This window comes from Enterobacter cloacae complex sp. 2024EL-00227, from assembly GCF_043945315.1.
GTDB classification, from domain to species: domain Bacteria; phylum Pseudomonadota; class Gammaproteobacteria; order Enterobacterales; family Enterobacteriaceae; genus Enterobacter; species Enterobacter roggenkampii.
This window is the reverse complement of sequence record NZ_JBIMQP010000002.1, coordinates 497,630-521,349: the sequence shown is the minus strand read 5'-3', so window position 1 is coordinate 521,349 and position 23,720 is coordinate 497,630. Positions and strand designations below refer to the sequence as shown.

Sequence of the window (23,720 nt, the reverse complement as noted above, 5' to 3'; positions counted from 1 at the left end):
CCCAAACGCCCGCGTCAAAACAGCCTTTCGCACAAATGCGCTTTGCAGGAATTTACCGGGTCTGTGCTTCACCTGACAAAGCGGCGCTGAAATAAGGTCTATTATTAGAAATAGTTACTGACCCGGGAGGCAAAATGATGAACAAGGTTGCTCAATTTTACCGCGAACTGGTGGCGACACTGACAGAACGGCTGCGTAACGGCGAGCGTGATATCGACGCGCTGGTGGAGCAGGCGCGTGCCCGCGTGTCGCAAACGGGTGAGTTAACGCGAACCGAAGTGGAAGAGGTGACCCGCGCCGTGCGTCGCGATCTGGAAGAATTCGCGCGCAGCTACCAGGAGAGCCAGGAGGAGGTCACGGACAGCGTTTTCATGCGGGTGATCAAAGAGAGCCTGTGGCAGGAGCTGGCCGATATCACCGATAAAACGCAGCTGGAGTGGCGTGAAGTCTTTCAGGATTTAAACCACCACGGTGTGTACCACAGCGGTGAAGTGGTCGGGCTGGGAAATCTGGTGTGCGAGAATTGCCACCATCATATTGCGGTGTATACGCCGGAGGTCCTGTCGCTGTGTCCGAAATGCGGCCACGATCAGTTCCAGCGTCGGCCGTTTGAGCCCTAGGTAAAAGCGCAGGTTTGCGCCCTCTCCCCGTGGGAGAGGGCCGGGGTGAGGGCATCAGGCCGCACTACGCACTATAGTAAGCCAGTCTCTCCGCCAGCAAATCCACAAACGCCTCACGGTCAATATCCACCATCACCGTGGTATTCGGTTTATTCCCCGTCAGCGAGTAGTAGTCCACCACCGTCATCCCCTGGGTGTATTTCCCCTGCGTTTCGACGCCAACCCACCTGTGGACGGTGGTAAACATCTCCGGTTTTAACAGCCAGGCAATGGTGCACGGATCGTGCAGCGGCGCACCGTGGAATCCCCATTTCTCGGCTTTGTGATACTCCATAAAGAAGTCGAGCAGCTCAGCCACGGTTGTCGCGACCGGATTGCCCACGGAGCGGAAGCGCTCAATGTCGTCTGCCATAATCTGCGCGCGATGCGTCACATCCAGCCCTGCCATCACAACTGGCAGGCCCGACTGGAAGACGATTTCCGCTGCTTCCGGATCGACAAAAATGTTGAACTCTGCGGAAGGCGTCCAGTTTCCCAGGCCCATAGCCCCGCCCATGATGACGATACGAGCGATTTTGCTGTGCAGTTCAGGATGGCTGTTCAGCAGCAGCGCGACGTTGGTTTGCGGTCCCGTTGCCACCAGGGTGACGGGTTCCGCGCTCTCGCGCAGCACCTTTGCCATCAGCTCCACGGCGGTGCAGCTTTGCGGCGTGAAGCCAGGTTCCGGCAGCGCCGGACCGTCCAGCCCGCTTTCGCCATGCACGTTATCCGCAATAATTAATTCACGCATCAGGGGCTTGAGGGCGCCGCCGGCGACAGGAATATCCGTGCGCTTGAGCAGCGTCAGCATGCGCAAAACGTTACGCAGGGTTTTATCCGGCGTCTGGTTTCCGGCAGAAGAGGTGACGGCTTTGACGTCGAGCTCGGGGGAGGCAAGTGCAAGGACGAGCGCGATCGCGTCATCATGACCCGGGTCGCAATCGAAAATTATAGGTTGTGCCATAGCGTTCTCCATTCATAGCGTTATTTTGTGACAAGGTTAACGCTGCAATGGGGCACCGACGAGAAGAAGTGAGCGAAAGCGTGAGGCAGTGCGCAATCCGCAGATTGCGCACTGAGAAGGTTAGTGCAGGATTTTGGCGAGGAAATCTTTCGCACGTTCGGATTTCGGGTTGGCGAAGAACTCCTCTTTCGGGGAATCTTCGACAATTTTCCCTTCATCCATGAAGATCACGCGGTTGGCCACCTTGCGGGCAAAGCCCATTTCGTGGGTCACCACCATCATGGTCATCCCTTCGTGCGCCAGCTCGACCATTACGTCCAGCACTTCGTTGATCATCTCCGGATCGAGCGCCGACGTTGGCTCATCAAACAGCATGGCAACCGGATCCATGCACAGCGCACGGGCGATCGCCACACGCTGCTGTTGGCCGCCGGATAGCTGCGCCGGGAACTTATCGGCATGCGCAGAGAGGCCAACGCGTTCCAGGAGCTTCAGGCCTTTCTCGCGCGACGCTTTTTTATCACGCTTGAGCACTTTCACCTGGGCCAGGGTCAGGTTCTCAATAATGGAGAGGTGAGGGAAAAGCTCAAAATGCTGGAACACCATGCCAACGTGAGAGCGAAGCTGGGCAAGATTGGTTTTCTTGTCGTTGACTTTGGTGCCGTTGACGACGATCTCACCCTGCTGGACCGGCTCCAGTCCGTTAACGGTTTTGATCAGCGTCGATTTACCGGAACCGGACGGTCCGCACACCACTACCACGTCGCCTTTTTTCACTTCGGTGGAGCAGTCGGTCAGCACCTGAAAGTGCCCATACCATTTAGAAACATTTTTCAGGGAAATCATTGTACCGTCCTTTTCTTCAGCCAGCTGACCAACAGCGACGCGCTTAAACTAATCACAAAATAGACCGCTCCCGCAAAGAGCACCATCTCAACCTGCGTACCATCACGCTCACCGATGGTGGACGCGGTACGGAAGAAGTCTGCCAGGCTCAGCACGTAGACCAGGGACGTATCCTGGAACAGCACAATTCCCTGGGTCAGCAGGAGCGGAACCATGGCGCGAAACGCCTGCGGCAGAATAATGAGCTGCATGGACTGCCAGTGCGTCATCCCCAGCGCCAGCGCGGCGCTGGATTGCCCGCGGGAGATACTCTGAATGCCTGCACGGATAATCTCCGAGTAGTAAGCGGCCTCAAACATTGAGAACGCCACCATCGCCGAGATCAGACGGATATCGGTTTTTGGCGACAGCCCCAGCACGTTTTGCAGGAAGCCGGGCACGATCAGGTAAAACCACAGCAGCACCATTACCAGCGGGATGGAACGGAACACGTTAACGTAGGCGGTCGCAAACCAGGCGAGCGGCTTAAAGCTCGACAGGCGCATGACGGCCAGCAGGGTGCCCCAGACGATACCGACGATAATGGCAATGACGGTGATTTTTAAGGTAATCATCAGTCCATCAAGCAGGTAAGGCATGGATGGAACGATAGAACTCCAGTCAAATTCGTACATTATTTGCCCCCCATGTTGCCCGGCAGGCGAATTTTGCGTTCAACCAGGTTCATCACCAGCATGATGAAAGCGTTAATCAGAACGTAGGCGAGCGTGATCGCGGTGAAGGATTCCCACGCGTGAGCGGAGTAATCCAGCAGCTTGCCCGCCTGCGCGGCCATATCGACCAGGCCGATGGTCGAGGCGATGGCCGAGTTTTTCACCAGGTTCATCATCTCGGAGGTCATCGGCGGAACGATGACGCGGTAGGCGTTAGGCAGCAGCACGTAGCGGTAGGTCTGTGGCAGGGTTAACCCCATCGCCAGACCCGCATTTTTTTGTCCGCGGGGTAATGACTGAATGGCGGCACGCACCTGCTCGCAAACGCGCGCAGCGGTAAACAGCCCCAGACACATCATGGAGGAGACAAAGAACTGCACATTCGGATCCAGTTCCGACTTGAACCACATGCCAATATTTTCCGGCAGCAGTTCCGGGATAACCAGATACCAGGTAAAGAACTGCACGATCAGCGGAACGTTACGGAACAGTTCCACGTACAGGGTGCCGAGTGTTGAAAGAAAACGGTTAGGGACGGTGCGCAGAATACCGAACAGAGAACCGACAAGAAACGCGATGATCCACGCCGTTATCGATAATGCCACGGTGACCTGAAAGCCGCTCCACAGCCAGCCAAGATAGGTGGTGTTGCCGAACGGGGCTTGTTGCAGGAATATGCCCCAGTTCCAGTCGATTGACATAATAAACTCCAGAAAAAAAAGGGTAGCAGCGCTACCCTCGAAGATTGGTGAGAAGCTCATTTTTCGCGCTGCGTGGGGAACGACCACTCAACGTATAGTCTGTCCATGCTTCCCGACAATCGAGAGGGCAGGAGATCCCGCCCCTGTTGTTCTAATTAGTTAAGAGCCTTGTCATTTGGAGATTTGAACAGCGCTTTCATGTCGTCTGACAGTTCAAAATTCATGTTCAGGTTTTTTGGTGGAATCGGGTTCTTGAACCATTTGTCGAACCATTTTTCCGCTTCGCCTGAGGTCTGCACCTGGGCGATGGTGTCATCGATCAGCTTTTTGAACTGCGGATCGTCTTTACGCAGCATACAGCCGTAGGCTTCTTTGGACTGCGCGGTACCGACGATATCCCAGTTGTCTGGTTTCTTCGCTTTCGCACGCTCGCCTGCCAGCAGGGCGTCGTCCATCATAAACGCGACGGCACGACCGCTTTCCAGGGTACGGAAGGAGTCGCCATGGTCTTTCGCGCTGATGATGCGCATATCCATTTTCTTCTCGTCGTTCAGCTTGTGCAGCAGCACTTCAGACGTGGTCCCGGAGGTGACAACGACCGCTTTCCCTTTCAGGTCAGCGAAGTCTTTGATCTCACCGCCTTTCTTCGTCAGCAGGCGGGTGCCCACAACAAAGATGGTGTCGGAGAAGGCAGCCTGCTTCTGACGCTCGAGGTTGTTGGTGGTGGAGCCACACTCGAAGTCAAAGGTGCCGTTTTGCAGCAGCGGAATACGGTTCTGTGAAGTGATGGGGATCAGCTTCACCTGCAGGTCAGGTTTGTTCAGCTTTTTCTTCACAGCTTCAACGATGGCGTTGGAGTAATCCTGTGAATAGCCCACGACTTTTTGCGTGTTGTCGTAGTAAGAGAACGGGACAGAAGACTCACGGTGGCCGACCACGATAACGCCGTTTTTGGCAATCTTGTCGAGAGTGCTGCCTGCTGCCGGAGCGTCTTCAGCGTGAACCACGCCTGCGGACATCCCCATAACCAGCATTGCTGTGGCCAGTTTACGTAATTGCATACCCAACTCCTTTTTTATCAGCGCCAGCGACGCATTGATACCCATTGTGATGTTGTTATATCTCGCGCAATGCGAGTGCAGTGTTATGCAAGCTTGTTAACATTTAGTCTGGCTTAATGTAAAGATTTTGCTGCGTTATTGTTTATTTTTGCGAAGCACGCCGCACCATTCAGAGGCAAATATCTCCCGTTGCACCGTTTCGGTGCTACCGATGATCTACGCTGGTGCGACAAGGTTGCACAGTAAGCCAAACTGCGTTTACCTGAATAAACAAAGCAATAGGCGTGCCAGAATTGAAGTCCGGAGGGAATTGTCGGGTGGCGCTGACGCTTACCCGACCTACAAAAGCGAAACAGTAGGCCGGGTAAGCGTCAGCGCCACCCGGCAGGAAGAGGAGGGATTATCGACGACGCTGGCGCAGGCTCATCAGCACCGCGCCAAAGCCGAACAGCGCGGTCAGGATCCACAGCGGCCAGTTGCCGGTGCGGGCGTACGGCGTCAGCCCGGTGGTAGGAGTGACGTTGGTGGTCAGCACTTCTCGGGTGAACTGCGGGATCATGGCCTGGATTTCACCCTGCGGACCAATCACGGCGGTGATGCCGTTGTTGGTGCTGCGCAGCAGCGGACGGGCCAGCTCCAGGGAGCGCATGCGTGCCATCTGGAAGTGCTGCCACGGGCCGATTGATTTACCAAACCAGGCATCGTTAGAGATGGTCAGCAGATAGTCCGTATCCGGGCGGAAGTTGTCGCGCACCTGCTCGCCGAGAATGATTTCGTAGCAGATGGCCGCCGTCAGGGCTGCGCCGTGCGCGTGCAGCTGAGGCTGAACGTACGGTCCGCGGCTGAAGGAGGACATCGGCAGATCGAAGAACGGGGCCAGCGGGCGAAGAATTGACTCCAGCGGCACAAATTCACCAAACGGCACCAGGTGGTTCTTGTTATACCGATCGGTGGAGTGGTAGCTGTATTCGCTGTCTTTGCCGAGCGTAATGATGGTGTTGTAGGTGTCGTAGCGGTTCAGCTGATTCAGACGCGCATCGACAATCCCGGTTATCAGCGTACTGCCACGCGAGAGCAGCAGGTCGTTCATCATGTTGAGGAACGGCTGCTGGTTGATCTCCAGATCGGGAATAGCAGACTCCGGCCAGATAATCAGCTGCGATTTACCCATCACCTCTTCGGTGGCGTTGGCGTAGATCTTCAGCGTATTCAGCAGCTCTTTCTCGTCCCACTTCATCGACTGCGGGATATTCCCCTGCACCATGGAGACCTGCATGGCGCGCGCGGGCTCCGGCGTGAACCACTGGATATAGCGCAGCGGGAAGGGCAGGGCGAACAGCACCAGCGCCACAGCCAGCGGTTTCCAGCATCGTGAAACCAGCGCTAATACCAGCAGGCCGCTAACGACCATCAGCAGGAAGTTAATGGCCTCAACGCCCATGACCGGCGCCAGGCCTTTCAGCGGGCCGTCAATCTGACTGTAGCCGAACTGCAGCCACGGGAAGCCGGTCAGCACCCAGCCGCGCAGGAATTCGGTGATCTGCCAGACCACCGGCGCGGCAATGGCAACGCGCAGCCAGGTGGTTTTGGGCCACAGGCGAGAAAGGATGCCGGCGAACAGACCGGTATAGAGCGAGAGATACGCGGCGAGCAGTACCACCAGGAAGACGTTTACCGGGCCCGGCATACCGCCAAACTGGGCGATGCTGACGTAGACCCAGTTAATCCCTGAGCCAAACAGCCCCAGTCCCCAGAAGTAGCCGATAGCGGCAGCCTGCACCGGACGACGATTCAGGGTCAAACCCTGAAGCCCCATCAGGGAGAGAATGGCCGCAGGCCAGATGTCGTAAGGAGAAAAAGCCAGCGTACCGCTGGCTCCGAGTAACAGCGCCAGCAGCAAACGGACGCGCTGGCGTTCAAGCAATGGGGCAAATGCCATTTACATTAATCTTCCAGTTTTGGCACCGGTGAGTCGTCCGGCGTTCTGACGTGAACCTGTATAATACGTCGGCTGTCGGCCATGGCTACTTTGAACTGGTAACCGTCGATGTCAACGGTCTCTCCGCGCGCCGGGAGGTGGCCAAAGGCCTGCATCACCAGCCCGCCAATGGTATCGACCTCTTCATCGCTGAAGTGGGTCCCGAAGGCGTCGTTGAAGTCCTCAATGGAGGCCAGCGCCCGCACGGTCCAGGTGTGGCGGCTGAGCTGACGGAAGTCGATATCCTCTTCTTCGTCATACTCATCTTCGATTTCGCCCACGATCAGCTCAAGGATATCCTCGATCGTGACCAGACCGGAGACGCCACCAAATTCATCAATAACAATCGCCATGTGGTAACGCTGAGAGCGAAACTCTTTCAGCATCCGATCCACACGTTTACTTTCCGGCACAACCACGGCCTGGCGTAACACTTTTTCCATGCTGAAGGCTTCGGCATCGCTGCGCATAAACGGCAGCAGATCTTTCGCCATCAAAATCCCTTCGATGTGATCTTTGTCTTCGCTGATGACCGGGAAACGCGAGTGGGCGGATTCGATGATGACATCGAGACACTCGTCCAGCGTCTGGTTACGTTTCAGGGTGATCATCTGCGAGCGGGGAATCATGATATCGCGAACGCGCTGGTCGGCGATGTCCATAACCCCTTCGAGCATTTCGCGCGTATCTTCGTCGATAAGGTCGTTTTGCCCGGAATCACGAATCAGCTCCAGCAGTTCATCACGGTTTTTCGGTTCGCCGTGGAAAAGCTGGTTCAGAATGAGGGAGAAAAATCCCTTTTTACTGGTTGTCGTGTCGCTACTGTGTGAATTGTCGTCGCTCATGGCGTTTGTTAAGGGTTCTCTTGTTAGTTCAATGTTTACCGCCACGCGATGTCCTTTCGTGGCGGCAGGGGAGTCAGTCCGGTGACTGACTATTCTTTCTCGGCAATGTACGGATCCTCATAGCCCAGAGCAAGCATTATCTCTGTCTCGAGGGACTCCATCTCTTCCGCTTCGTCGTCTTCAATATGATCGTAGCCGAGCAGATGCAGGCTGCCGTGTACCACCATGTGCGCCCAGTGGGCTTCAAGAGGTTTCTGCTGCTCTTTGGCTTCCTGTTCAACCACCTGGCGGCAGATGATCAGATCGCCCAACAGCGGCATCTCGATGCCCGGCGGGGCTTCGAACGGGAAAGAGAGCACGTTGGTCGGCTTATCTTTCCCGCGATAGGTCAGGTTAAGCTCATGGCTTTCTGCTTCATCCACCAGGCGAATCGTGACTTCTGATTCTTCCTGAAACTGCGGGATAACGGCATCCAGCCATTTCTGAAACTGTGCCTCATCTGGCATGCCGGAATTGTCTTCACAGGCCAGCTGTAAATCGAGGATCACCTGACTCATTTCTGTTCTTGCTCCTGCGCTTCGCGCTTACGTTCTGCGGCCAGTTCGGCCTTACGCTTCTGATCTGCCTCTTCCCAGGCTTCATAAGCGTTAACGATACGCGCGACCACCGGGTGGCGTACCACGTCTTCACTGTGGAAGAAGTTAAAGCTGATTTCATCGACCTCGGCCAGCACTTCGATGGCGTGGCGCAGGCCCGATTTGGTGCTGCGCGGCAGATCGATCTGCGTGACGTCGCCGGTAATCACCGCTTTCGAGTTAAAGCCAATACGTGTCAGGAACATTTTCATCTGTTCGATGGTGGTGTTCTGGCTCTCATCGAGAATGATGAACGCATCGTTCAGCGTACGGCCGCGCATATAGGCGAGCGGGGCCACTTCGATCACGTTACGCTCAATGAGCTTCTCGACCTTCTCAAAGCCCAGCATTTCGAACAGCGCATCGTATAAAGGACGGAGATACGGGTCGACCTTCTGGCTCAGATCGCCAGGCAGGAAGCCCAGTTTTTCACCGGCTTCAACGGCAGGGCGGGTCAGCAGGATACGCCGGATTTCCTGACGCTCCAGCGCATCGGCCGCCGCGGCAACGGCCAGATAGGTTTTACCCGTACCCGCCGGCCCCACGCCGAAGGTGATGTCGTGGTCGAGAATATTGGCGATATACTGCGCCTGGTTTGGCGTACGCGGCTTAATGATGCCACGCTTGGTCTTAATGTTGATTGCCTTGCCATAGTCCGGCACGCTCTCCGCGCTCTGCTCAAGCACGCGCGCCTCTTTAATGGCGAGGTGAATCTGCTCCGGTTCGATATCCTGAATTTCGCCGCGCATGGGGGAGGTGTCGACATACAGGCTACGCAGAATGTCCGCAGCGGCGTTGACGCAGATAGGGCGTCCGGTGAGTTTGAAATGATTATCGCGACGATTGATTTCGATACCCAGACGTCGCTCCAGTTGTTTGATGTTGTCATCAAACGGCCCGCACAGGCTCAGCAGGCGAGCGTTGTCTGCTGGCTCAAGGCTAATTTCACGCGTATCTATGTTCAAACTGTTCCTCTTTGATTGATTAACTGACCCGCTGCCACACGGCGCAATAAAACGGTCATTACCGAAATTATTCACGCCACAGAATAAAGGCGCAAGCGTTGCGGAAGATATTGGGGGCGATGAGAGGAAATACAAGGCCTGCCAAAGCGGCAGGCCTGAAGGATTATGGCTGGTAAATCCCAACGCCAGAATCGTTTTCTTTGCGGGTACGCGAGATCACGGATTCCGGTGACTCTGCGATACGCAGGCCCATTTCGTCTTCGGTGCGGACCACTTTCGCGCGCAGCGAGTTGGTCAGCACTTCGACAATCTCGACGTCCACAAACTTACCGATCATATCCGGGGTGCCTTCAAAGTTCACCACGCGGTTATTTTCCGTACGACCAGAGAGTTCCATAATGCTCTTGCGGGAAGTGCCTTCCACCAGAATGCGCTGTACGGTACCGAGCATGCGGCGGCTCCAGGCGTTAGCCTGCTGGTTGATGCGCTCCTGCAGAATATACAGGCGCTGCTTTTTCTCTTCTTCCGGTACATCGTCAACCATATCGGCCGCCGGTGTTCCTGGACGCGCAGAGAAGATGAAGCTGTAGCTGACGTCAAAGTTCACTTCGCCGATGAGCTTCATGGTGCGCTCGAAGTCTTCTGCGGTTTCGCCAGGGAAGCCGACGATAAAGTCGGAGCTAATCTGGATATCCGGACGTGCTTCACGCAGCTTGCGGATGGTGGATTTGTACTCCAGCACCGTATGGGGGTGGCCCATCAGGTTCAGCACGCGGTCAGAGCCACACTGAATCGGCAGGTGCAGGAAGCTCACCAGCTCTGGCGTATCGCGATAAACGTCAATGATGTCATCGGTAAATTCCATCGGATGGCTGGTGGTAAAGCGAATGCGGTCGATGCCGTCAATCGCGGCCACCAGACGCAGCAGCTCAGCAAAGCTGCCGGTCGTGCCGTCGTAGTTCTCACCGCGCCAGGCGTTAACGTTCTGGCCCAGCAGGTTCACTTCGCGCACACCCTGCGCGGCAAGCTGCGCGATTTCAAACAGAATGTCATCTGCCGGGCGGCTGACCTCTTCACCACGGGTGTACGGCACCACGCAGTACGTGCAGTATTTGTTGCAGCCTTCCATGATGGAGACGAAGGCGGTCGGGCCATCGGCTCGCGGCTCCGGCAGACGGTCAAATTTTTCGATTTCCGGGAAGCTGACGTCAACGACCGGGCTACGGTTGCCACGAACCTGATTGATCATCTCAGGCAGACGGTGCAGGGTCTGAGGGCCAAAGACGATGTCCACATACGGGGCTCTCTGGCGGATCAGCTTGCCTTCCTGCGACGCGACGCAGCCGCCCACGCCGATGATCAGGTCCGGATTTTTTCGTTTGAGAAGTTTCCAGCGGCCTAACACATGAAAGACTTTTTCCTGCGCTTTTTCACGAATTGAACAGGTGTTCAGCAGCAGCACATCGGCTTCTTTCGCATTTTCAGTCAGCTGGTATCCGTGGGTGGTATCCAGCAGATCGGCCATCTTGGATGAATCGTATTCGTTCATCTGACAGCCCCAGGTTTTTATATGGAGTTTTTTAGTCATCGACTTGCTCAGCTCAGGATTGCAAGCCGCGTATTGTAATGCTTTGGTGGGGTTGTGACCAGTATGAAGGTTATGTGTCTCAGGACCGCAAAAATCCGGTAAACTTAAGGGATTCTCCAATAAGGAAAATTGACCATGACACTCCAACACACCGAAGTTGCCGTTGTCGGCGGCGGTATGGTCGGCGGCGCGCTGGCGCTGGGGCTGGCACAGCAGGGATTTGAGGTAACGGTAATCGAACAGGCGGCTCCGCCAGCCTACGATCCCACCAGCAAACCGGACGTGCGCATTTCTGCGATCAGCGCGGCATCCGTCGATCTGCTGCGCGGGCTGGGCGTCTGGGAGGCAGTGCAGGCGATGCGCGCGCACCCTTACAGCCGCCTCGAAACCTGGGAGTGGGAAAATGCCCACGTCGCGTTTGATGCCGCAGAGCTGAAGCTGCCGCGCCTGGGGTATATGGTGGAAAACAACGTGCTCCAGCGGGCGCTCTGGCAGGCGCTGGAGGCGCATCCGAAGGTGACGCTGCGCGTGCCTGCGTCGCTTAAGGCGCTGCATCCTCACGAGCGTGGCTATCTACTGACGCTCGACAATGGCGATGAGCTGGCCGTGAAGCTGGTCATCGGGGCGGACGGCGCTAACTCGCAGGTCAGACAGATGGCGGGGATCGGGGTTCATGCCTGGCAGTATGAACAGTCCTGTATGCTGATTACCGCCGAGTGTGAGAATGCGCCGGGCGAAAGCACTTGGCAGCACTTTACGCCGAACGGCCCGCATGCCTTTTTACCGCTGTTTGATAACTGGGCGTCGCTGGTGTGGTACGACAAACCGGCGCGCATTCGTCAGCTGCAGGGGATGAACATGGAACAGCTGCAGCGCGAGATCCTGCTGCACTTCCCGAGCCGTCTGGGGCACGTCACGCCGGTCGCCGCCGGGGCGTTCCCACTCACGCGTCGTCATGCGTTGCAGTATGCCCGCGCAGGCTTAGCGCTGGTGGGGGATGCGGCACACACCATTCATCCGCTGGCCGGGCAGGGCGTGAACCTGGGATATCGTGACGTCGATGCCCTGCTGGATGTGCTGGGCAACGCCCGCGGACACGCGGAAAACTGGGCCAGCCATCAGGTGCTGAAGCGTTATCAGACGCGGCGTATGGCGGATAACTTCATCATGCAGTCGGGGATGGATCTGTTCTATGCCGGGTTTAGCAATAACGTAGCGCCAGTGCGTATTCTGCGTAACATAGGCCTGATGGCCGCGGAACGTGCCGGTGGCCTGAAGCGTCAGGCCCTGAAGTACGCTCTCGGACTCTAAACTTTTTTCCCTCTCCCCGTGGGAGAGGGCCAGGGTGAGGGCATCAGGCCGCACAATTCTGTACAAAAACAAAAAAGCCCGCAGAGCGGGCTTGTTTGTTTTAAGTGGCTGGGGTGCAGGGATTCGAACCCCGGAATGCTGGTATCAGAAACCAGAGCCTTACCGCTTGGCGACACCCCAATTGCGTTAAACAAGCTGCTTAACGACTTTGTAAATTGGCTGGGGTACGAGGATTCGAACCTCGGAATGCCGGAATCAGAATCCGGTGCCTTACCGCTTGGCGATACCCCAACAATTTTTTCTCATTACCGAAATCGATCGATAATCTCAATTTGGTGGCTACGACGGGATTCGAACCTGTGACCCCATCATTATGAGTGATGTGCTCTAACCAACTGAGCTACGTAGCCAGTACTGCAATCTTCGATGGCTGGGGTACCTGGATTCGAACCAGGGAATGCCGGTATCAAAAACCGGTGCCTTACCGCTTGGCGATACCCCAATACCGCGGAGAACCGCAAAATCGAAGAAATATGGCTGGGGTACCTGGATTCGAACCAGGGAATGCCGGTATCAAAAACCGGTGCCTTACCGCTTGGCGATACCCCATCCGTGCAACGCTTACCCGGGAATGGTGCGGGAGGCGAGACTTGAACTCGCACACCTTGCGGCGCCAGAACCTAAATCTGGTGCGTCTACCAATTTCGCCACTCCCGCAAAAAAAGATGGTGGCTACGACGGGATTCGAACCTGTGACCCCATCATTATGAGTGATGTGCTCTAACCAACTGAGCTACGTAGCCATCTTTTTTTCGCGTTACCTTATCGGCGTTGCGGGGCGCATTATGCGTATAGACCCTTGCAGCGTCAACACCTTTTTCAACGAAAATAGCCGGAATGTGACTGTTTGGTTAGGTTGCGAACAGCGTGACCGATTATTCGGCAATTATTGGTTATTAATCGGTTTTAGCTGTGCAAAAGCGGGGCAAAAAAAATCAGGCCCCGCAGGGCCTGAGATGAAATGCGTGATTATTTGTAGGCTGACTGGTGAACGCCTACCGCACGTCCTGACGGATCGTTCATGGATTTGAACGATTCATCCCATTCAATCGCTTTGGCAGACGAGCAGGCGACGGATGGACCACCCGGCACACACTCTGCAGCGCTCGGTACCGGGAACAGTTCTTCAAAAATTTCACGGTAGAGGTACGCTTCTTTCGAGCCCGGCGTGTTGTACGGGAAGCGGAAGCTTGCGGTTTCCAGCTGTTGGTCAGAAACCTGTTTCGCCGCCACCTCTTTCAGGGTGTCGATCCAGCTGTAGCCTACGCCGTCAGAGAACTGCTCTTTCTGACGCCATGCCACGCTCGCCGGCAGGTAGGATTCAAAACATTCGCGCAGGATATGTTTTTCCATCTTGCCGTTGCCGCACATTTTATCCTGCGGGTTGATGCGCATCGCCACGTCGAGGAATTTCTTATCCAGGAACGGTACACGCGCTTCGACACCCCATGCCGACATCGCTTTGTTGGCACGCGCGCAGTCAAACATATGCAGCGCCTGGAGTTTACGCACGGTCTCTTCGTGTAGCTCTTTGGCATTTGGCGCTTTGTGGAAGTACAGGTAGCCGCCAAACACTTCGTCAGAACCTTCACCGGAGAGCACCATTTTGATGCCCATCGCCTTGATCTTACGCGACATCAGGTACATCGGCGTGGAGGCGCGAATTGTCGTTACGTCATAGGTTTCAATGTGATAGATCACATCGCGGATCGCATCCAGGCCTTCCTGCACGGTGAAGTGAATTTCATGGTGCACGGTGCCGAGGTGGTTTGCCACTTCCTGCGCGGCTTTCAGATCCGGCGCGCCTTCCAGGCCCACGGCAAAGGAGTGCAGCTGTGGCCACCAGGCTTCTGAGCGCTCCTGATCTTCCACGCGACGCGCCGCAAATTTCTTGGTGATGGCAGAGATCACGGAGGAGTCCAGACCGCCGGAGAGCAGCACGCCGTAAGGTACGTCTGACATCAGGTGGCTTTTCACGGAATCTTCCAGCGCCTGACGCAGCTCGGCTTTGTCCGTCACGTTGTCTTTTACCGCGTCGTAGTCGAACCAGTCGCGCTGGTAGTACGGACGGATCTCGCCGTCTTTGCTCCACAGGTAACTGCCTGCCGGGAACTCTTTGATGGTGCGGCAGACCGGCACCAGGGCTTTCATTTCAGACGCAACGTAGAAGTTGCCGTGTTCATCGTGGCCCATGTACAGCGGGATAATACCGATGTGGTCGCGGCCAATCAGGTAGGCGTCTTTTTCGCTGTCGTACAGGGCGAAGGCAAACATACCCTGCAGGTCGTCCAGAAACTCGGGACCTTTCTCCTGATACAGCGCCAGGATCACTTCACAGTCGGACCCGGTCTGGAACGCGTAGCGGTCGCCGTACTCGGCGCGCAGCGCCTGGTGGTTGTAGATCTCACCGTTGACAGCCAGCGCGTGCGTTTTTTTCTCGTTATACAGCGGCTGTGCACCGGCGTTGACGTCAACAATAGACAGACGTTCGTGAGCCAGAATTGCTTTGTCACTGGCGTAAACGCCTGACCAGTCCGGGCCGCGATGGCGCATCAGGCGGGACAGTTCGAGTGCCTTTTTACGCAGTTCGCCCGCGTCAGTTTTAATATCCAGTACGCCAAAAATTGAACACATAACCTTCTCCGTTAACCCTGTTGCTTTGTAATGTTGCTTGCTTATGAAAATGCCGCAAAGGGGCAGGGCGCGCAAGCGTTTTACGGGCGAAAACGGAAATAGTGCAATGGTGGTTGCAGATCGGTGAAAAACGCGTATGCCATGACCACTTTTATTGAAGATTATGCAATGAAAGTGCTTTTTCGTTAGATGTGGTCGTGTTTTGCAGGTGAGAAAATAAAAAACCACGCCCTGAGGCGTGGTTCGGTATCAGATGATGTCAATTTCATCGACGGAGGGATAAATCCAGCTTGGGCGGAACGGCATTGAGTCAATGTCATCAAGCTGAGAGACCCCAGAGAGCACCAGAATCGTCTCCAGACCGGCCTGGAAACCGGCCAGAATATCGGTGCGCAGGTTGTCGCCGACAATCACGGTCTCTTCAGAGTGGGCCTGCATCTTGTTGAGCGCGGCGCGAATGATCCACGGGCTGGGCTTGCCGACATAGAACGGCTTGCGCCCGGAGATCTTCTCGATACCGGCACACAGCGCGCCGCAGGCCGGATAAAAACCGCGACCGTGGGTATCCGGGTTGGTCGCAATAAAGCGCGCGCCGTTAGCCACAAAGAAGGATGCCTTATGCATCATCTCCCAGTTGTAGGAACGCGTTTCACCTACAATCACAAAGTCCGGGTTGACGTCGGTGATGGTAAAGCCCGCTTTATACAGCTCATGGATCAGCGCGCCTTCACCGACCACATAGGCTTTTTTTCCTTCCTGACGCTTCAGAAAATCCGCCGTGGCCATCGCCGAGGTATAAAACACGCTGTCCGGGACGTCGACCCCCGCCGTGGCAAAGCGGTTTGCCAGATCCTGACCGGTCTGAGAAGGGTAGTTCGTGAGAAGAACCAGAGGCATTCCCTTGTCGATGATGCGGTGAAGAAACTCCGCAGCACCCGGCACGGCAACGTTGTCGTGCATCAGCACGCCGTCGATATCACAAATTACATTCTTAATGGTCATGGACAGTCCGACATTAAAAAAAAGAAGGCGTTACTATAAGGTCCGATCAACTTTCCAGCAAATGCTGCAGCAGAATTCCGTTGAGCATGGCGCGTTTGACCAGCGCGAACGCGCCAATCGCCGAACGATGGTCAAGCTTTGAACGAACCACCGGAAGATTCTGGCGGAATGCTTTCAGCGCCTGGGTGTTAATACAGCCTTCAATCGCGGGGAGCAGCACCTTTTCCGCCTCCACAATTTCACCGGCGATCACCACTTTTTGTGGGTTAAACAGGTTAATGGCGATGGCGATGGTTTTCCCCAGATGGCGCCCCACCTGCTCGATCACTTCACAGGCCAGCGCGTCGCCTTTATTAGCAGCTTTGCAGATGGTGCCTATCTTGCAGTCATCCAGCGTCACGCGGCTTTGGTAACCCTGTTCAAGCAGATGGCGAACGCGCTGCTCGATGGCGGTGTTGGCGGCAATGGTTTCAAGGCAGCCAAAGTTGCCGCAGTGGCAGCGCTCCCCGAGCGGTTCAACCTGAATGTGGCCGATCTCACCGACGTTACCGTTGCGACCAATAAAAATTCGGCCGTTAGAGATAATGCCTGCGCCCGTACCGCGGTGAACGCGCACCAGAATAGAGTCTTCACAGTCCTGGCTCGCACCAAAGTAGTGCTCTGCCAGCGCCAGAGAGCGAATGTCATGGCCCACAAAGCAGGTCACTTTAAAGCGCTTTTCCAGCGCGTCGACCAGCCCCCAGTTTTCAACCTGAATGTGCGGCATATAGCGGATCACGCCGCTTTCCGGGTCGACCAGACCGGGCAGAATCACCGAGATGGCGATGAGTTCGCGGATCTTGCGCTGACAGCTTTCAATAAACTGCGCGATGGTATTCAGCAGCGCATGCTCCAGCGTCTCCTGGGTGCGTTCCGGAAGGGGATAGTGCTCTTCCGCAATGGCTTTGCTGCTCAGATCGTACAGCGTGAGCGTGGTGTCATGACGGCCCAGACGGACGCCAATTGCCTGAAAATTGCGGGTTTCGGTAATAATGGAGATAGCGCGGCGGCCCCCGGTGGAGGCCTGCTGATCGACTTCTTTGATCAAACCGCGCTCAATGAGCTGGCGGGTAATTTTTGTCACGCTGGCGGGAGCAAGCTGGCTTTGTTCGGCTATCTGAATACGTGAGATTGGCCCGTGTTGGTCAATCAGGCGATATACCGCCGCGCTGTTAAGCTGTTTAACGAGATCGACATTACCGATTTGAGCTTGTCCGCCAGGTGTCATACTTTTACTTACTCAGTGACGACCTCGTTACCATTAACGATGGTCTTAATAATTTTATAATCGTGTGTGAATGCCGTCAGGTTTGCAACCATACCTGGTGCAATTCCGCCAAGCTGTTTATCCACGCCGATAGCGCGCGCAGGATAAAGGGTGGCCATGCGCAGGACTTCATCAAGCGCAATTCCGCAATGCTCAACCAGGTTACGCACCCCTTCAATCATGGTCAAAGAGGAACCGCTCAGCGTACCGTTTTCATCCACACACAGTCCATTGCGGTAGTATATTGTTTTACCGGCAAAAATGAACTGCTCAATATTTGCACCTGCCGGTGCGGTAGCGTCCGTTACCAGGCAGAGCTTGTCACCTTTCAGCCGCTTGGCGTTGCGAATGTTGGTGTAATCAACGTGTAAGCCGTCCGCGATAATGCCGCAGTAAACGTCTGGCTCATCCAGAATCGCGCCAACCAGACCCGGTTCACGACCTGTGATGTATGGCATGGCGTTATACAGGTGCGTCGCAAAGGTAATGCCCGCACGGAAACCGGCTTTCGCTTCTTTCAGCGTGGCATTTGAGTGGCCCGCTGAAACCACAATTCCGGCGGCGGCCAGCTTGCTGATGACGTCCGTGCCGGTCATTTCCGGTGCCAGCGTCACCTTGGTGATCACATCGGCGTTGGCACACATGTAGTCAACCAGCTCCGCATCAGGTTTACGCACGTAGTCCGGGTTATGCGTTCCTTTCTTGACCATGTTCAGCCATGGCCCTTCCAGGTGCAGACCGAGCGCCTGATTCGGATGTTTGGCCAGGTATTCGCGCATCACGCGGATACCCTGCTTCATCAGGTCATCACTGCTGGTGATGAGCGTTGGCAGATAGCTGGTGCAGCCCGATTTCTCGTTTGCTTTCTGCATGATCTCCAGCGTTTCGACCGTTACCGCATCGGCGGTATCATTGAATTGCACACCGCCGCAGCCGTTGAGCTGTACGTCGATGAAACCGGGGGAGATTACTGCTCCATTGAGTGAGCGCTGTTCAATCTCCGGCGGCAGTTCTGCCAGCGGGCAAACACGTTCAATCAGGCCATTCGCGATAACAATCGCGTGGTCATCCAGAATTTCATGGCCGGTATAAATCCGACCGTGGGTTAAAGCGTACATAACGACCCCCGGTTAAAAAAAGCGGCCGCCTCTTGAGAAAGAGGCGGTTATTCAATTACAGACCTTTGATGTTCTCGGCTTCTAACTCGTTGAAGTATTTCAGCGTTTTAACCTTCAGCTCCATCGTGGACGGTTCGTCACAGACGATGACGGATTTAGGATGCAGCTGCAGACAGCTGATGGTCCACATATGGTTAACGTTGCCTTCAACAGCAGCCTGGAGCGCCTGCGCTTTCACGCCGCCCAGCACCAGAATCATCACTTCTTCAGCATCCAGCAGGGTGCCTACGCCTACGGTCAGGGCGTATTTTGGAACCTGGTTAACGTCACCGTCAAAGAAGCGGGAGTTCGCCACGCGCGTGTCATGGGTCAGCGTTTTAATACGGGTACGGGAAGCCAGAGAGGACGCCGGTTCGTTAAACGCGATATGACCATCATTACCTACACCACCCATGAACAGGTGGATTTTACCGTAGGAACGGATTTTTTCTTCATACTGACGGCATTCTGCGTCAATATCCGGCGCGTTTCCATTCAGCAGGTTAATATTTTCAGCTGGGATATCAACGTGATCAAAGAAATTGCGGTGCATAAAGCTATGGTAGCTTTCCGGGTGGTCTTTCGGTAAGCCAACGTATTCATCCATATTGAAGGTCACAACATGTTTGAAGCTAACCTGGCCTGCTTTATGCATCTCAACCAGCGCCTTGTAAGCGGTCAGCGGTGTGCCGCCGGTTGGAAGGCCCAGAACGAAAGGACGATCGGCGGTCGGTTTGAACGCGTTAATGCGGTTTACGATATGGCGAGCGGCCCATTTACCAACTTGTTCTGCAGTTGCCAGGGGAATCAGTCTCATTGTTCACCTCAAAGTTTAAGTAGAAGAGTGGGCGGATGGCTTCGGAACCTGATACTAAAGCGTAACCTGGAAACTTTCAGGCCGGATCAATCCGTCTTGATTTTTTGAATGATAAAATAAGTTTTCACTGTTAGCCAGTGTAAGGGAGGGCTGAATACGATATTTGGTGACAAAAATCACAAAAAATAGGTGTTTAATTTGCGATACGAATTAATTTTTCACACACTCAGACTGCCAGTGAATTATCAACGGTATCTATCGTTCGTGACACAATAAAAACATAGTTTATGCGCGAGCCTGAAAATGGGTCTCGTAGGGGGAATAGGATGAATATTTTAGGTTTTTTCCAGCGCCTCGGTAGGGCTTTGCAGCTCCCTATCGCCGTGCTACCGGTTGCAGCGCTGCTGCTGCGATTCGGGCAACCCGATCTTCTTAACGTACCGTTTATTGCTCAGGCTGGCGGTGCCATTTTTGACAACCTGGCGCTGATTTTCGCCATCGGTGTTGCCTCTAGCTGGTCAAAAGACAGCGCGGGTGCCGCAGCGCTGGCAGGGGCAGTCGGTTATTTCATCCTGACGAAAGCGATGGTAACCATTAACCCAGAAATCAACATGGGCGTGCTGGCAGGTATCATTACCGGTCTGGTCGGTGGTGCTGTGTACAACCGCTGGGCAAACATTAAGCTGCCAGACTTCCTGAGTTTCTTTGGCGGCAAACGTTTCGTGCCGATCGCGACAGGTTTCTTCTGTCTGGTTCTGGCTGCTATCTTTGGCTACGTCTGGCCACCGGTACAGCATGCGATCCATGCGGGTGGTGAGTGGATTGTTTCAGCGGGTGCACTTGGCTCAGGTATCTTTGGTTTTATCAACCGTCTGCTGATCCCAACCGGTCTGCATCAGGTGCTGAACACTATCGCATGGTTCCAGATTGGTGAGTTCACCAATGCTGCGGGCACCGTATTCCACGGCGACATCAACCGCTTCTACGCGGGTGACGGCACCGCAGGCATGTTCATGTCTGGCTTCTTCCCAATCATGATGTTTGGTCTGCCGGGCGCTGCGCTGGCAATGTACCTGGCTGCGCCAAAAGCGCGTCGCCCAATGGTTGGCGGCATGCTGCTGTCCGTTGCGATTACCGCGTTCCTGACCGGTGTAACCGAGCCGCTGGAATTCCTGTTCATGTTCCTGGCGCCGGTGCTGTACCTCATGCATGCGGTCCTGACCGGTATCAGCCTGTTTGTGGCGACCCTGCTGGGTATCCATGCTGGCTTCTCCTTCTCTGCAGGCGCGATCGACTACGTGTTGATGTACAACCTGCCGGCGGCAAGCAAGAACGTCTGGATGCTGGTGGTAATGGGTCTGGTCTTCTTCGTCATCTACTTCGTGCTGTTCACTGCGGTTATTCGTATGTTTAACCTCAAAACGCCGGGCCGCGAAGACACCAAAGATGAAGTGGTCACCAACGAAGCCAACAGCAACACCGAAGAGGGTCTGACCCAGCTGGCGACCAGCTATATCGCTGCCGTCGGGGGGACTGACAACCTGAAAGCCATTGATGCCTGTATCACCCGTCTGCGTCTGACGGTAGGTGACTCTGCGCGCGTCAGCGACGCAATGTGTAAACGCCTTGGTGCATCGGGCGTGGTTAAACTGAACAAACAAACTATCCAGGTTATCGTGGGTGCCAAAGCGGAATCCATCGGTGACGAAATGAAGAAAGTGGTTGCCCGCGGTCCGGTTGCGGCAGCATCAGCCGACAGCGCACCTGCGTCGACGGCTGCCCCGGTAGCGAAGCCGCAGGCCGTGCCTAACGCCGTGACGGTGGCCGCGCTGGTCTCTCCGGTAACGGGTGATGTCGTTGACCTTGAGCAGGTACCTGATGAAGCGTTCGCCAGCAAAGCGGTCGGTGACGGTGTGGCGGTGAAACCAACGGATAAAACCGTGGTGTCTCCTGCTGCCGGTACCATCGTGAAAATCTTCAACACCAATCACGCGTTCTGCCTCGAAACCGAAAAGGGCGCGGAGATCGTTGTCCACATGGGTATCGATACCGTTGCGCTGAATGGTCAGGGCTTTACTCGCCTGGTGGAAGAGGGCGCTGAAGTGGTGGCCGGGCAGCCGATTCTGGAAATGGATCTGGACTTCCTGAATGCCAACGCGCGTTCCATGATTAGCCCGGTGGTTTGCAGCAACATTGACGACTTCAGCGGTCTGGTCATCCAGGCGAAAGGTCAGGTTGTTGCGGGTCAAACCCCACTGTATGAGATTAAAGGCAAGTAATCGCTCCTGAGTAGAGTCATGCCTTAAGCGGCGGGGGATATCCTCCGCCGCTTTTTTTTGCAGCAAATGCCCCCATTATTTTCATCTGATACGTATTTTCCGTAACTAAGGGTTGTCACTACGTCCGGCTTATAAGATCATATGCCGTTATACGTTGTTTACGCTTTGAGGAATCCACGATGAGTGAGGCAGAAGCCCGCCCGAGTAACTTTATTCGTCAGATCATCGATGAAGATCTGGCCAGTGGTAAGCACACCACAATTCATACCCGTTTCCCGCCGGAGCCGAATGGCTACCTGCATATCGGGCATGCGAAGTCCATCTGCCTGAACTTTGGCATTGCGCAAGACTACCAGGGACAGTGCAACCTGCGTTTCGATGACACCAACCCAGTAAAAGAAGACATCGAATACGTTGAGTCCATCAAAAATGACGTGCAATGGCTGGGCTTCAACTGGTCTGGCGATATCTGCTACTCCTCTGACTATTTTGATCAGCTGTATGCCTACGCGGTAGAGCTCATCAACAAAGGTCTGGCGTATGTAGACGAACTGTCTGCAGATGAGATCCGTGAGTACCGCGGTACGCTGACCGCACCGGGTAAAAACAGCCCGTTCCGCGATCGCAGCGTGGAAGAGAACCTGGCGCTGTTTGAAAAAATGCGTGCCGGTGGCTTCGAAGAGGGCAAAGCGTGCCTGCGTGCCAAAATCGATATGGCGTCTCCGTTCATCGTGATGCGCGACCCGGTGCTGTATCGCATTAAATTTGCGGAACACCACCAGACCGGCAACAAGTGGTGCATCTACCCGATGTACGACTTCACCCACTGCATTAGCGATGCGCTGGAAGGCATTACGCACTCCCTGTGTACGCTGGAGTTCCAGGACAACCGTCGTCTGTACGACTGGGTGCTGGATAACATCACCATTCCTGTGCATCCGCGTCAGTACGAGTTCTCTCGTCTGAATCTGGAATACACCGTGATGTCCAAGCGTAAGCTGAACCTGCTGGTCACCGACAAGCACGTTGAGGGCTGGGACGACCCGCGTATGCCAACCATCTCCGGGCTGCGCCGCCGTGGCTACACCGCGGCGTCAATCCGTGAGTTCTGCAAGCGTATCGGCGTGACCAAGCAGGACAACACCATTGAGATGGCGTCTCTGGAATCCTGCATTCGTGAAGACCTCAATGAAAATGCCCCGCGCGCGATGGCCGTTATCGACCCGGTGAAGCTGGTTATCGAAAACTATCCGCAGGGCGAGAGCGAGCTGGTCTCCATGCCTAACCATCCGAACAAACCGGAAATGGGAAGCCGTGACGTGCCGTTCAGCGGCGAGATCTGGATTGACCGCGCTGACTTCCGTGAAGAAGCCAACAAGCAGTACAAGCGTCTGGTGCTGGGTAAAGAAGTGCGTCTGCGTAATGCTTACGTCATCAAAGCCGAGCGCGTTGAAAAAGATGCGGAAGGGAATATCACCACCATCTTCTGTTCTTATGACGCTGAGACGCTGAGTAAAGATCCGGCGGATGGCCGCAAGGTGAAAGGCGTTATCCACTGGGTGAGCGCATCCCACGCGCTGCCGGTAGAGATTCGTCTGTACGATCGCCTGTTCAGCGTGCCTAACCCAGGTGCGGCGGAAGACTTCCTGGCGACCATTAACCCGGAATCTTTGGTGATCAAGCAGGGTTATGCGGAGCCTTCTCTGAAAGCGGCTGAAGCAGGCAAAGCGTTCCAGTTCGAACGTGAAGGGTACTTCTGCCTGGACAGCCGTCACAGCACGGCGGAAAAACCGGTATTTAACCGTACCGTGGGTCTGCGTGATACCTGGACGAAGATCGGCGAATAATATTGCTGCTCTGGTCAATGAGAAACAAACGCCGCATTATGCGGCGTTTTTTTATTTAACGATCAGAGTATTAAGCCAGGGGTTAAAGTGGCGTCATGAAAATAACAGGTCAATGAGGTGCTACTTATTTTTTAAAAAAAAGTTTGTGCCATTACGAAATTCAAAAGGGTTATAAAAAAGGAAACCGATCTTACGCCTGGACACTGAAATAGCTGAGAATTTCCCGTCATTCCTCGCCTTCCTGTAAATGTTACAAAGCACTACCAATTATGTGCACTTCGTCATAATCCTGACTTTTGCCCGCTGAAAAGCATTGATAATTCGCGTCGCGAAAAATAACCTAAAGACGGTA

Annotated in this window: 19 protein-coding genes and 7 tRNA genes; 4 read left to right on the top strand and 22 right to left on the bottom strand. The window is 55.0% G+C overall.

The window, feature by feature from the left end:
* Window positions 1–137: 137 nt before the first annotated feature.
* Window positions 138–620, top strand: a complete 483-nt coding sequence (locus tag ACHH0Z_RS05455; RefSeq protein ID WP_023617134.1) for a zinc ribbon-containing protein — start codon at window positions 138–140, stop codon at window positions 618–620.
* 64 nt (window positions 621–684) lie between these two features.
* Here the strand turns inward: ACHH0Z_RS05455 and rihA are convergent, their stop codons facing one another.
* From rihA to miaB, 10 genes are all read right to left on the bottom strand, one after another.
* Window positions 685–1,623: a pyrimidine-specific ribonucleoside hydrolase RihA gene (gene rihA / locus ACHH0Z_RS05450; protein ID WP_008501045.1), complete on the bottom strand. Its 939-nt coding sequence runs from the start codon at window positions 1,621–1,623 to the stop codon at window positions 685–687.
* Window positions 1,624–1,743: 120 nt separating this feature from the next.
* Window positions 1,744–2,469, bottom strand: coding sequence for an amino acid ABC transporter ATP-binding protein (locus ACHH0Z_RS05445; RefSeq protein ID WP_014883001.1), 726 nt, complete (start codon window positions 2,467–2,469; stop codon window positions 1,744–1,746).
* Window positions 2,466–3,143: a glutamate/aspartate ABC transporter permease GltK gene (gene gltK, locus ACHH0Z_RS05440; RefSeq protein WP_008501047.1), complete on the bottom strand. Its 678-nt coding sequence runs from the start codon at window positions 3,141–3,143 to the stop codon at window positions 2,466–2,468. The genes ACHH0Z_RS05445 and gltK overlap by 4 nt, the downstream gene beginning before the upstream one ends.
* Entirely contained in the window at window positions 3,143–3,883 is a 741-nt protein-coding gene (gene gltJ / locus ACHH0Z_RS05435) for a glutamate/aspartate ABC transporter permease GltJ (protein ID WP_008501048.1), read from the bottom strand. Before gltJ ends, gltK begins: the two co-directional genes overlap by 1 nt.
* A gap of 155 nt (window positions 3,884–4,038) precedes the next feature.
* Window positions 4,039–4,944, bottom strand: coding sequence for an amino acid ABC transporter substrate-binding protein (locus tag ACHH0Z_RS05430; protein WP_008501049.1), 906 nt, complete (start codon window positions 4,942–4,944; stop codon window positions 4,039–4,041).
* 400 nt (window positions 4,945–5,344) lie between these two features.
* Window positions 5,345–6,883, bottom strand: a complete 1,539-nt coding sequence (lnt, locus tag ACHH0Z_RS05425) for an apolipoprotein N-acyltransferase (protein ID WP_045407797.1) — start codon at window positions 6,881–6,883, stop codon at window positions 5,345–5,347.
* Window positions 6,884–6,888: 5 nt separating this feature from the next.
* Entirely contained in the window at window positions 6,889–7,767 is an 879-nt protein-coding gene (corC, locus tag ACHH0Z_RS05420) for a CNNM family magnesium/cobalt transport protein CorC (protein WP_021242574.1), read from the bottom strand.
* An 89-nt stretch (window positions 7,768–7,856) separates the two neighbouring features.
* Window positions 7,857–8,324 (bottom strand): rRNA maturation RNase YbeY, encoded by a 468-nt coding sequence (gene ybeY / locus ACHH0Z_RS05415; protein ID WP_008501052.1) that lies wholly within the window; start codon window positions 8,322–8,324, stop codon window positions 7,857–7,859.
* Window positions 8,321–9,367 (bottom strand): PhoH family protein, encoded by a 1,047-nt coding sequence (locus ACHH0Z_RS05410; RefSeq protein WP_395149502.1) that lies wholly within the window; start codon window positions 9,365–9,367, stop codon window positions 8,321–8,323. Before ACHH0Z_RS05410 ends, ybeY begins: the two co-directional genes overlap by 4 nt.
* Before the next feature lie 163 nt (window positions 9,368–9,530).
* Complete coding sequence (gene miaB, locus ACHH0Z_RS05405; RefSeq protein ID WP_395149501.1) at window positions 9,531–10,955, bottom strand: tRNA (N6-isopentenyl adenosine(37)-C2)-methylthiotransferase MiaB; 1,425 nt, start codon at window positions 10,953–10,955, stop codon at window positions 9,531–9,533.
* A gap of 135 nt (window positions 10,956–11,090) precedes the next feature.
* Between miaB and ubiF the strand changes: the two genes are divergently transcribed.
* Entirely contained in the window at window positions 11,091–12,266 is a 1,176-nt protein-coding gene (gene ubiF / locus ACHH0Z_RS05400; RefSeq protein ID WP_045407793.1) for a 3-demethoxyubiquinol 3-hydroxylase, read from the top strand.
* Between the two features lie 105 nt (window positions 12,267–12,371).
* Here ubiF and ACHH0Z_RS05395 read toward each other — a convergent pair.
* The 12 genes from ACHH0Z_RS05395 to nagB form a co-directional block, all read right to left on the bottom strand.
* Window positions 12,372–12,446 (bottom strand) — tRNA-Gln (locus ACHH0Z_RS05395).
* 36 nt (window positions 12,447–12,482) lie between these two features.
* Window positions 12,483–12,557: transfer RNA gene (locus ACHH0Z_RS05390), tRNA-Gln, on the bottom strand.
* A gap of 42 nt (window positions 12,558–12,599) precedes the next feature.
* Window positions 12,600–12,676 (bottom strand) — tRNA-Met (locus ACHH0Z_RS05385).
* A gap of 17 nt (window positions 12,677–12,693) precedes the next feature.
* A tRNA-Gln gene (locus ACHH0Z_RS05380) sits at window positions 12,694–12,768 on the bottom strand.
* A gap of 32 nt (window positions 12,769–12,800) precedes the next feature.
* Window positions 12,801–12,875: transfer RNA gene (locus tag ACHH0Z_RS05375), tRNA-Gln, on the bottom strand.
* A gap of 23 nt (window positions 12,876–12,898) precedes the next feature.
* Window positions 12,899–12,983, bottom strand: a tRNA-Leu gene (locus tag ACHH0Z_RS05370).
* A gap of 9 nt (window positions 12,984–12,992) precedes the next feature.
* Window positions 12,993–13,069: transfer RNA gene (locus tag ACHH0Z_RS05365), tRNA-Met, on the bottom strand.
* A 226-nt stretch (window positions 13,070–13,295) separates the two neighbouring features.
* Complete coding sequence (asnB, locus tag ACHH0Z_RS05360) at window positions 13,296–14,960, bottom strand: asparagine synthase B (protein WP_021242994.1); 1,665 nt, start codon at window positions 14,958–14,960, stop codon at window positions 13,296–13,298.
* Between the two features lie 249 nt (window positions 14,961–15,209).
* On the bottom strand, window positions 15,210–15,962 hold the full coding sequence (gene nagD, locus ACHH0Z_RS05355; protein ID WP_008501057.1) for a ribonucleotide monophosphatase NagD: 753 nt from the start codon (window positions 15,960–15,962) through the stop codon (window positions 15,210–15,212).
* A gap of 46 nt (window positions 15,963–16,008) precedes the next feature.
* Entirely contained in the window at window positions 16,009–17,229 is a 1,221-nt protein-coding gene (locus tag ACHH0Z_RS05350; protein ID WP_021242995.1) for an N-acetylglucosamine repressor, read from the bottom strand.
* Window positions 17,230–17,237: 8 nt separating this feature from the next.
* On the bottom strand, window positions 17,238–18,386 hold the full coding sequence (nagA, locus tag ACHH0Z_RS05345) for an N-acetylglucosamine-6-phosphate deacetylase (RefSeq protein WP_008501059.1): 1,149 nt from the start codon (window positions 18,384–18,386) through the stop codon (window positions 17,238–17,240).
* Between the two features lie 55 nt (window positions 18,387–18,441).
* A complete protein-coding gene (gene nagB, locus ACHH0Z_RS05340; RefSeq protein ID WP_008501061.1) occupies window positions 18,442–19,242 on the bottom strand; it encodes a glucosamine-6-phosphate deaminase in 801 nt (266 codons plus the stop codon).
* Between the two features lie 326 nt (window positions 19,243–19,568).
* Here nagB and nagE point away from each other — a divergent pair, with 326 nt between their 5' ends.
* Together nagE and glnS are read left to right on the top strand one after the other, a co-directional pair.
* Window positions 19,569–21,521 carry a PTS N-acetyl glucosamine transporter subunit IIABC gene (gene nagE, locus ACHH0Z_RS05335; protein ID WP_032663960.1) on the top strand — a complete coding sequence of 651 codons (1,953 nt, stop codon included), beginning with the start codon at window positions 19,569–19,571 and terminating at the stop codon, window positions 21,519–21,521.
* A gap of 179 nt (window positions 21,522–21,700) precedes the next feature.
* Window positions 21,701–23,368 (top strand): glutamine--tRNA ligase, encoded by a 1,668-nt coding sequence (gene glnS / locus ACHH0Z_RS05330; RefSeq protein ID WP_021242997.1) that lies wholly within the window; start codon window positions 21,701–21,703, stop codon window positions 23,366–23,368.
* The last annotated feature ends 352 nt before the right edge of the window (window positions 23,369–23,720 follow it).

Coding starts and splice junctions, on each gene's coding strand:
- ACHH0Z_RS05455 (WP_023617134.1), top strand. CDS start 138: ATGAACAAGGTTGCTCAATTTTACCGCGAACTGGTGGCGACACTGACA.
- rihA (WP_008501045.1), bottom strand. CDS start 1,623: ATGGCACAACCTATAATTTTCGATTGCGACCCGGGTCATGATGACGCG.
- ACHH0Z_RS05445 (WP_014883001.1), bottom strand. CDS start 2,469: ATGATTTCCCTGAAAAATGTTTCTAAATGGTATGGGCACTTTCAGGTG.
- gltK (WP_008501047.1), bottom strand. CDS start 3,143: ATGTACGAATTTGACTGGAGTTCTATCGTTCCATCCATGCCTTACCTG.
- gltJ (WP_008501048.1), bottom strand. CDS start 3,883: ATGTCAATCGACTGGAACTGGGGCATATTCCTGCAACAAGCCCCGTTC.
- ACHH0Z_RS05430 (WP_008501049.1), bottom strand. CDS start 4,944: ATGCAATTACGTAAACTGGCCACAGCAATGCTGGTTATGGGGATGTCC.
- lnt (WP_045407797.1), bottom strand. CDS start 6,883: ATGGCATTTGCCCCATTGCTTGAACGCCAGCGCGTCCGTTTGCTGCTG.
- corC (WP_021242574.1), bottom strand. CDS start 7,767: ATGAGCGACGACAATTCACACAGTAGCGACACGACAACCAGTAAAAAG.
- ybeY (WP_008501052.1), bottom strand. CDS start 8,324: ATGAGTCAGGTGATCCTCGATTTACAGCTGGCCTGTGAAGACAATTCC.
- miaB (WP_395149501.1), bottom strand. CDS start 10,955: ATGACTAAAAAACTCCATATAAAAACCTGGGGCTGTCAGATGAACGAA.
- ubiF (WP_045407793.1), top strand. CDS start 11,091: ATGACACTCCAACACACCGAAGTTGCCGTTGTCGGCGGCGGTATGGTC.
- asnB (WP_021242994.1), bottom strand. CDS start 14,960: ATGTGTTCAATTTTTGGCGTACTGGATATTAAAACTGACGCGGGCGAA.
- nagD (WP_008501057.1), bottom strand. CDS start 15,962: ATGACCATTAAGAATGTAATTTGTGATATCGACGGCGTGCTGATGCAC.
- ACHH0Z_RS05350 (WP_021242995.1), bottom strand. CDS start 17,229: ATGACACCTGGCGGACAAGCTCAAATCGGTAATGTCGATCTCGTTAAA.
- nagA (WP_008501059.1), bottom strand. CDS start 18,386: ATGTACGCTTTAACCCACGGTCGGATTTATACCGGCCATGAAATTCTG.
- nagB (WP_008501061.1), bottom strand. CDS start 19,242: ATGAGACTGATTCCCCTGGCAACTGCAGAACAAGTTGGTAAATGGGCC.
- nagE (WP_032663960.1), top strand. CDS start 19,569: ATGAATATTTTAGGTTTTTTCCAGCGCCTCGGTAGGGCTTTGCAGCTC.
- glnS (WP_021242997.1), top strand. CDS start 21,701: ATGAGTGAGGCAGAAGCCCGCCCGAGTAACTTTATTCGTCAGATCATC.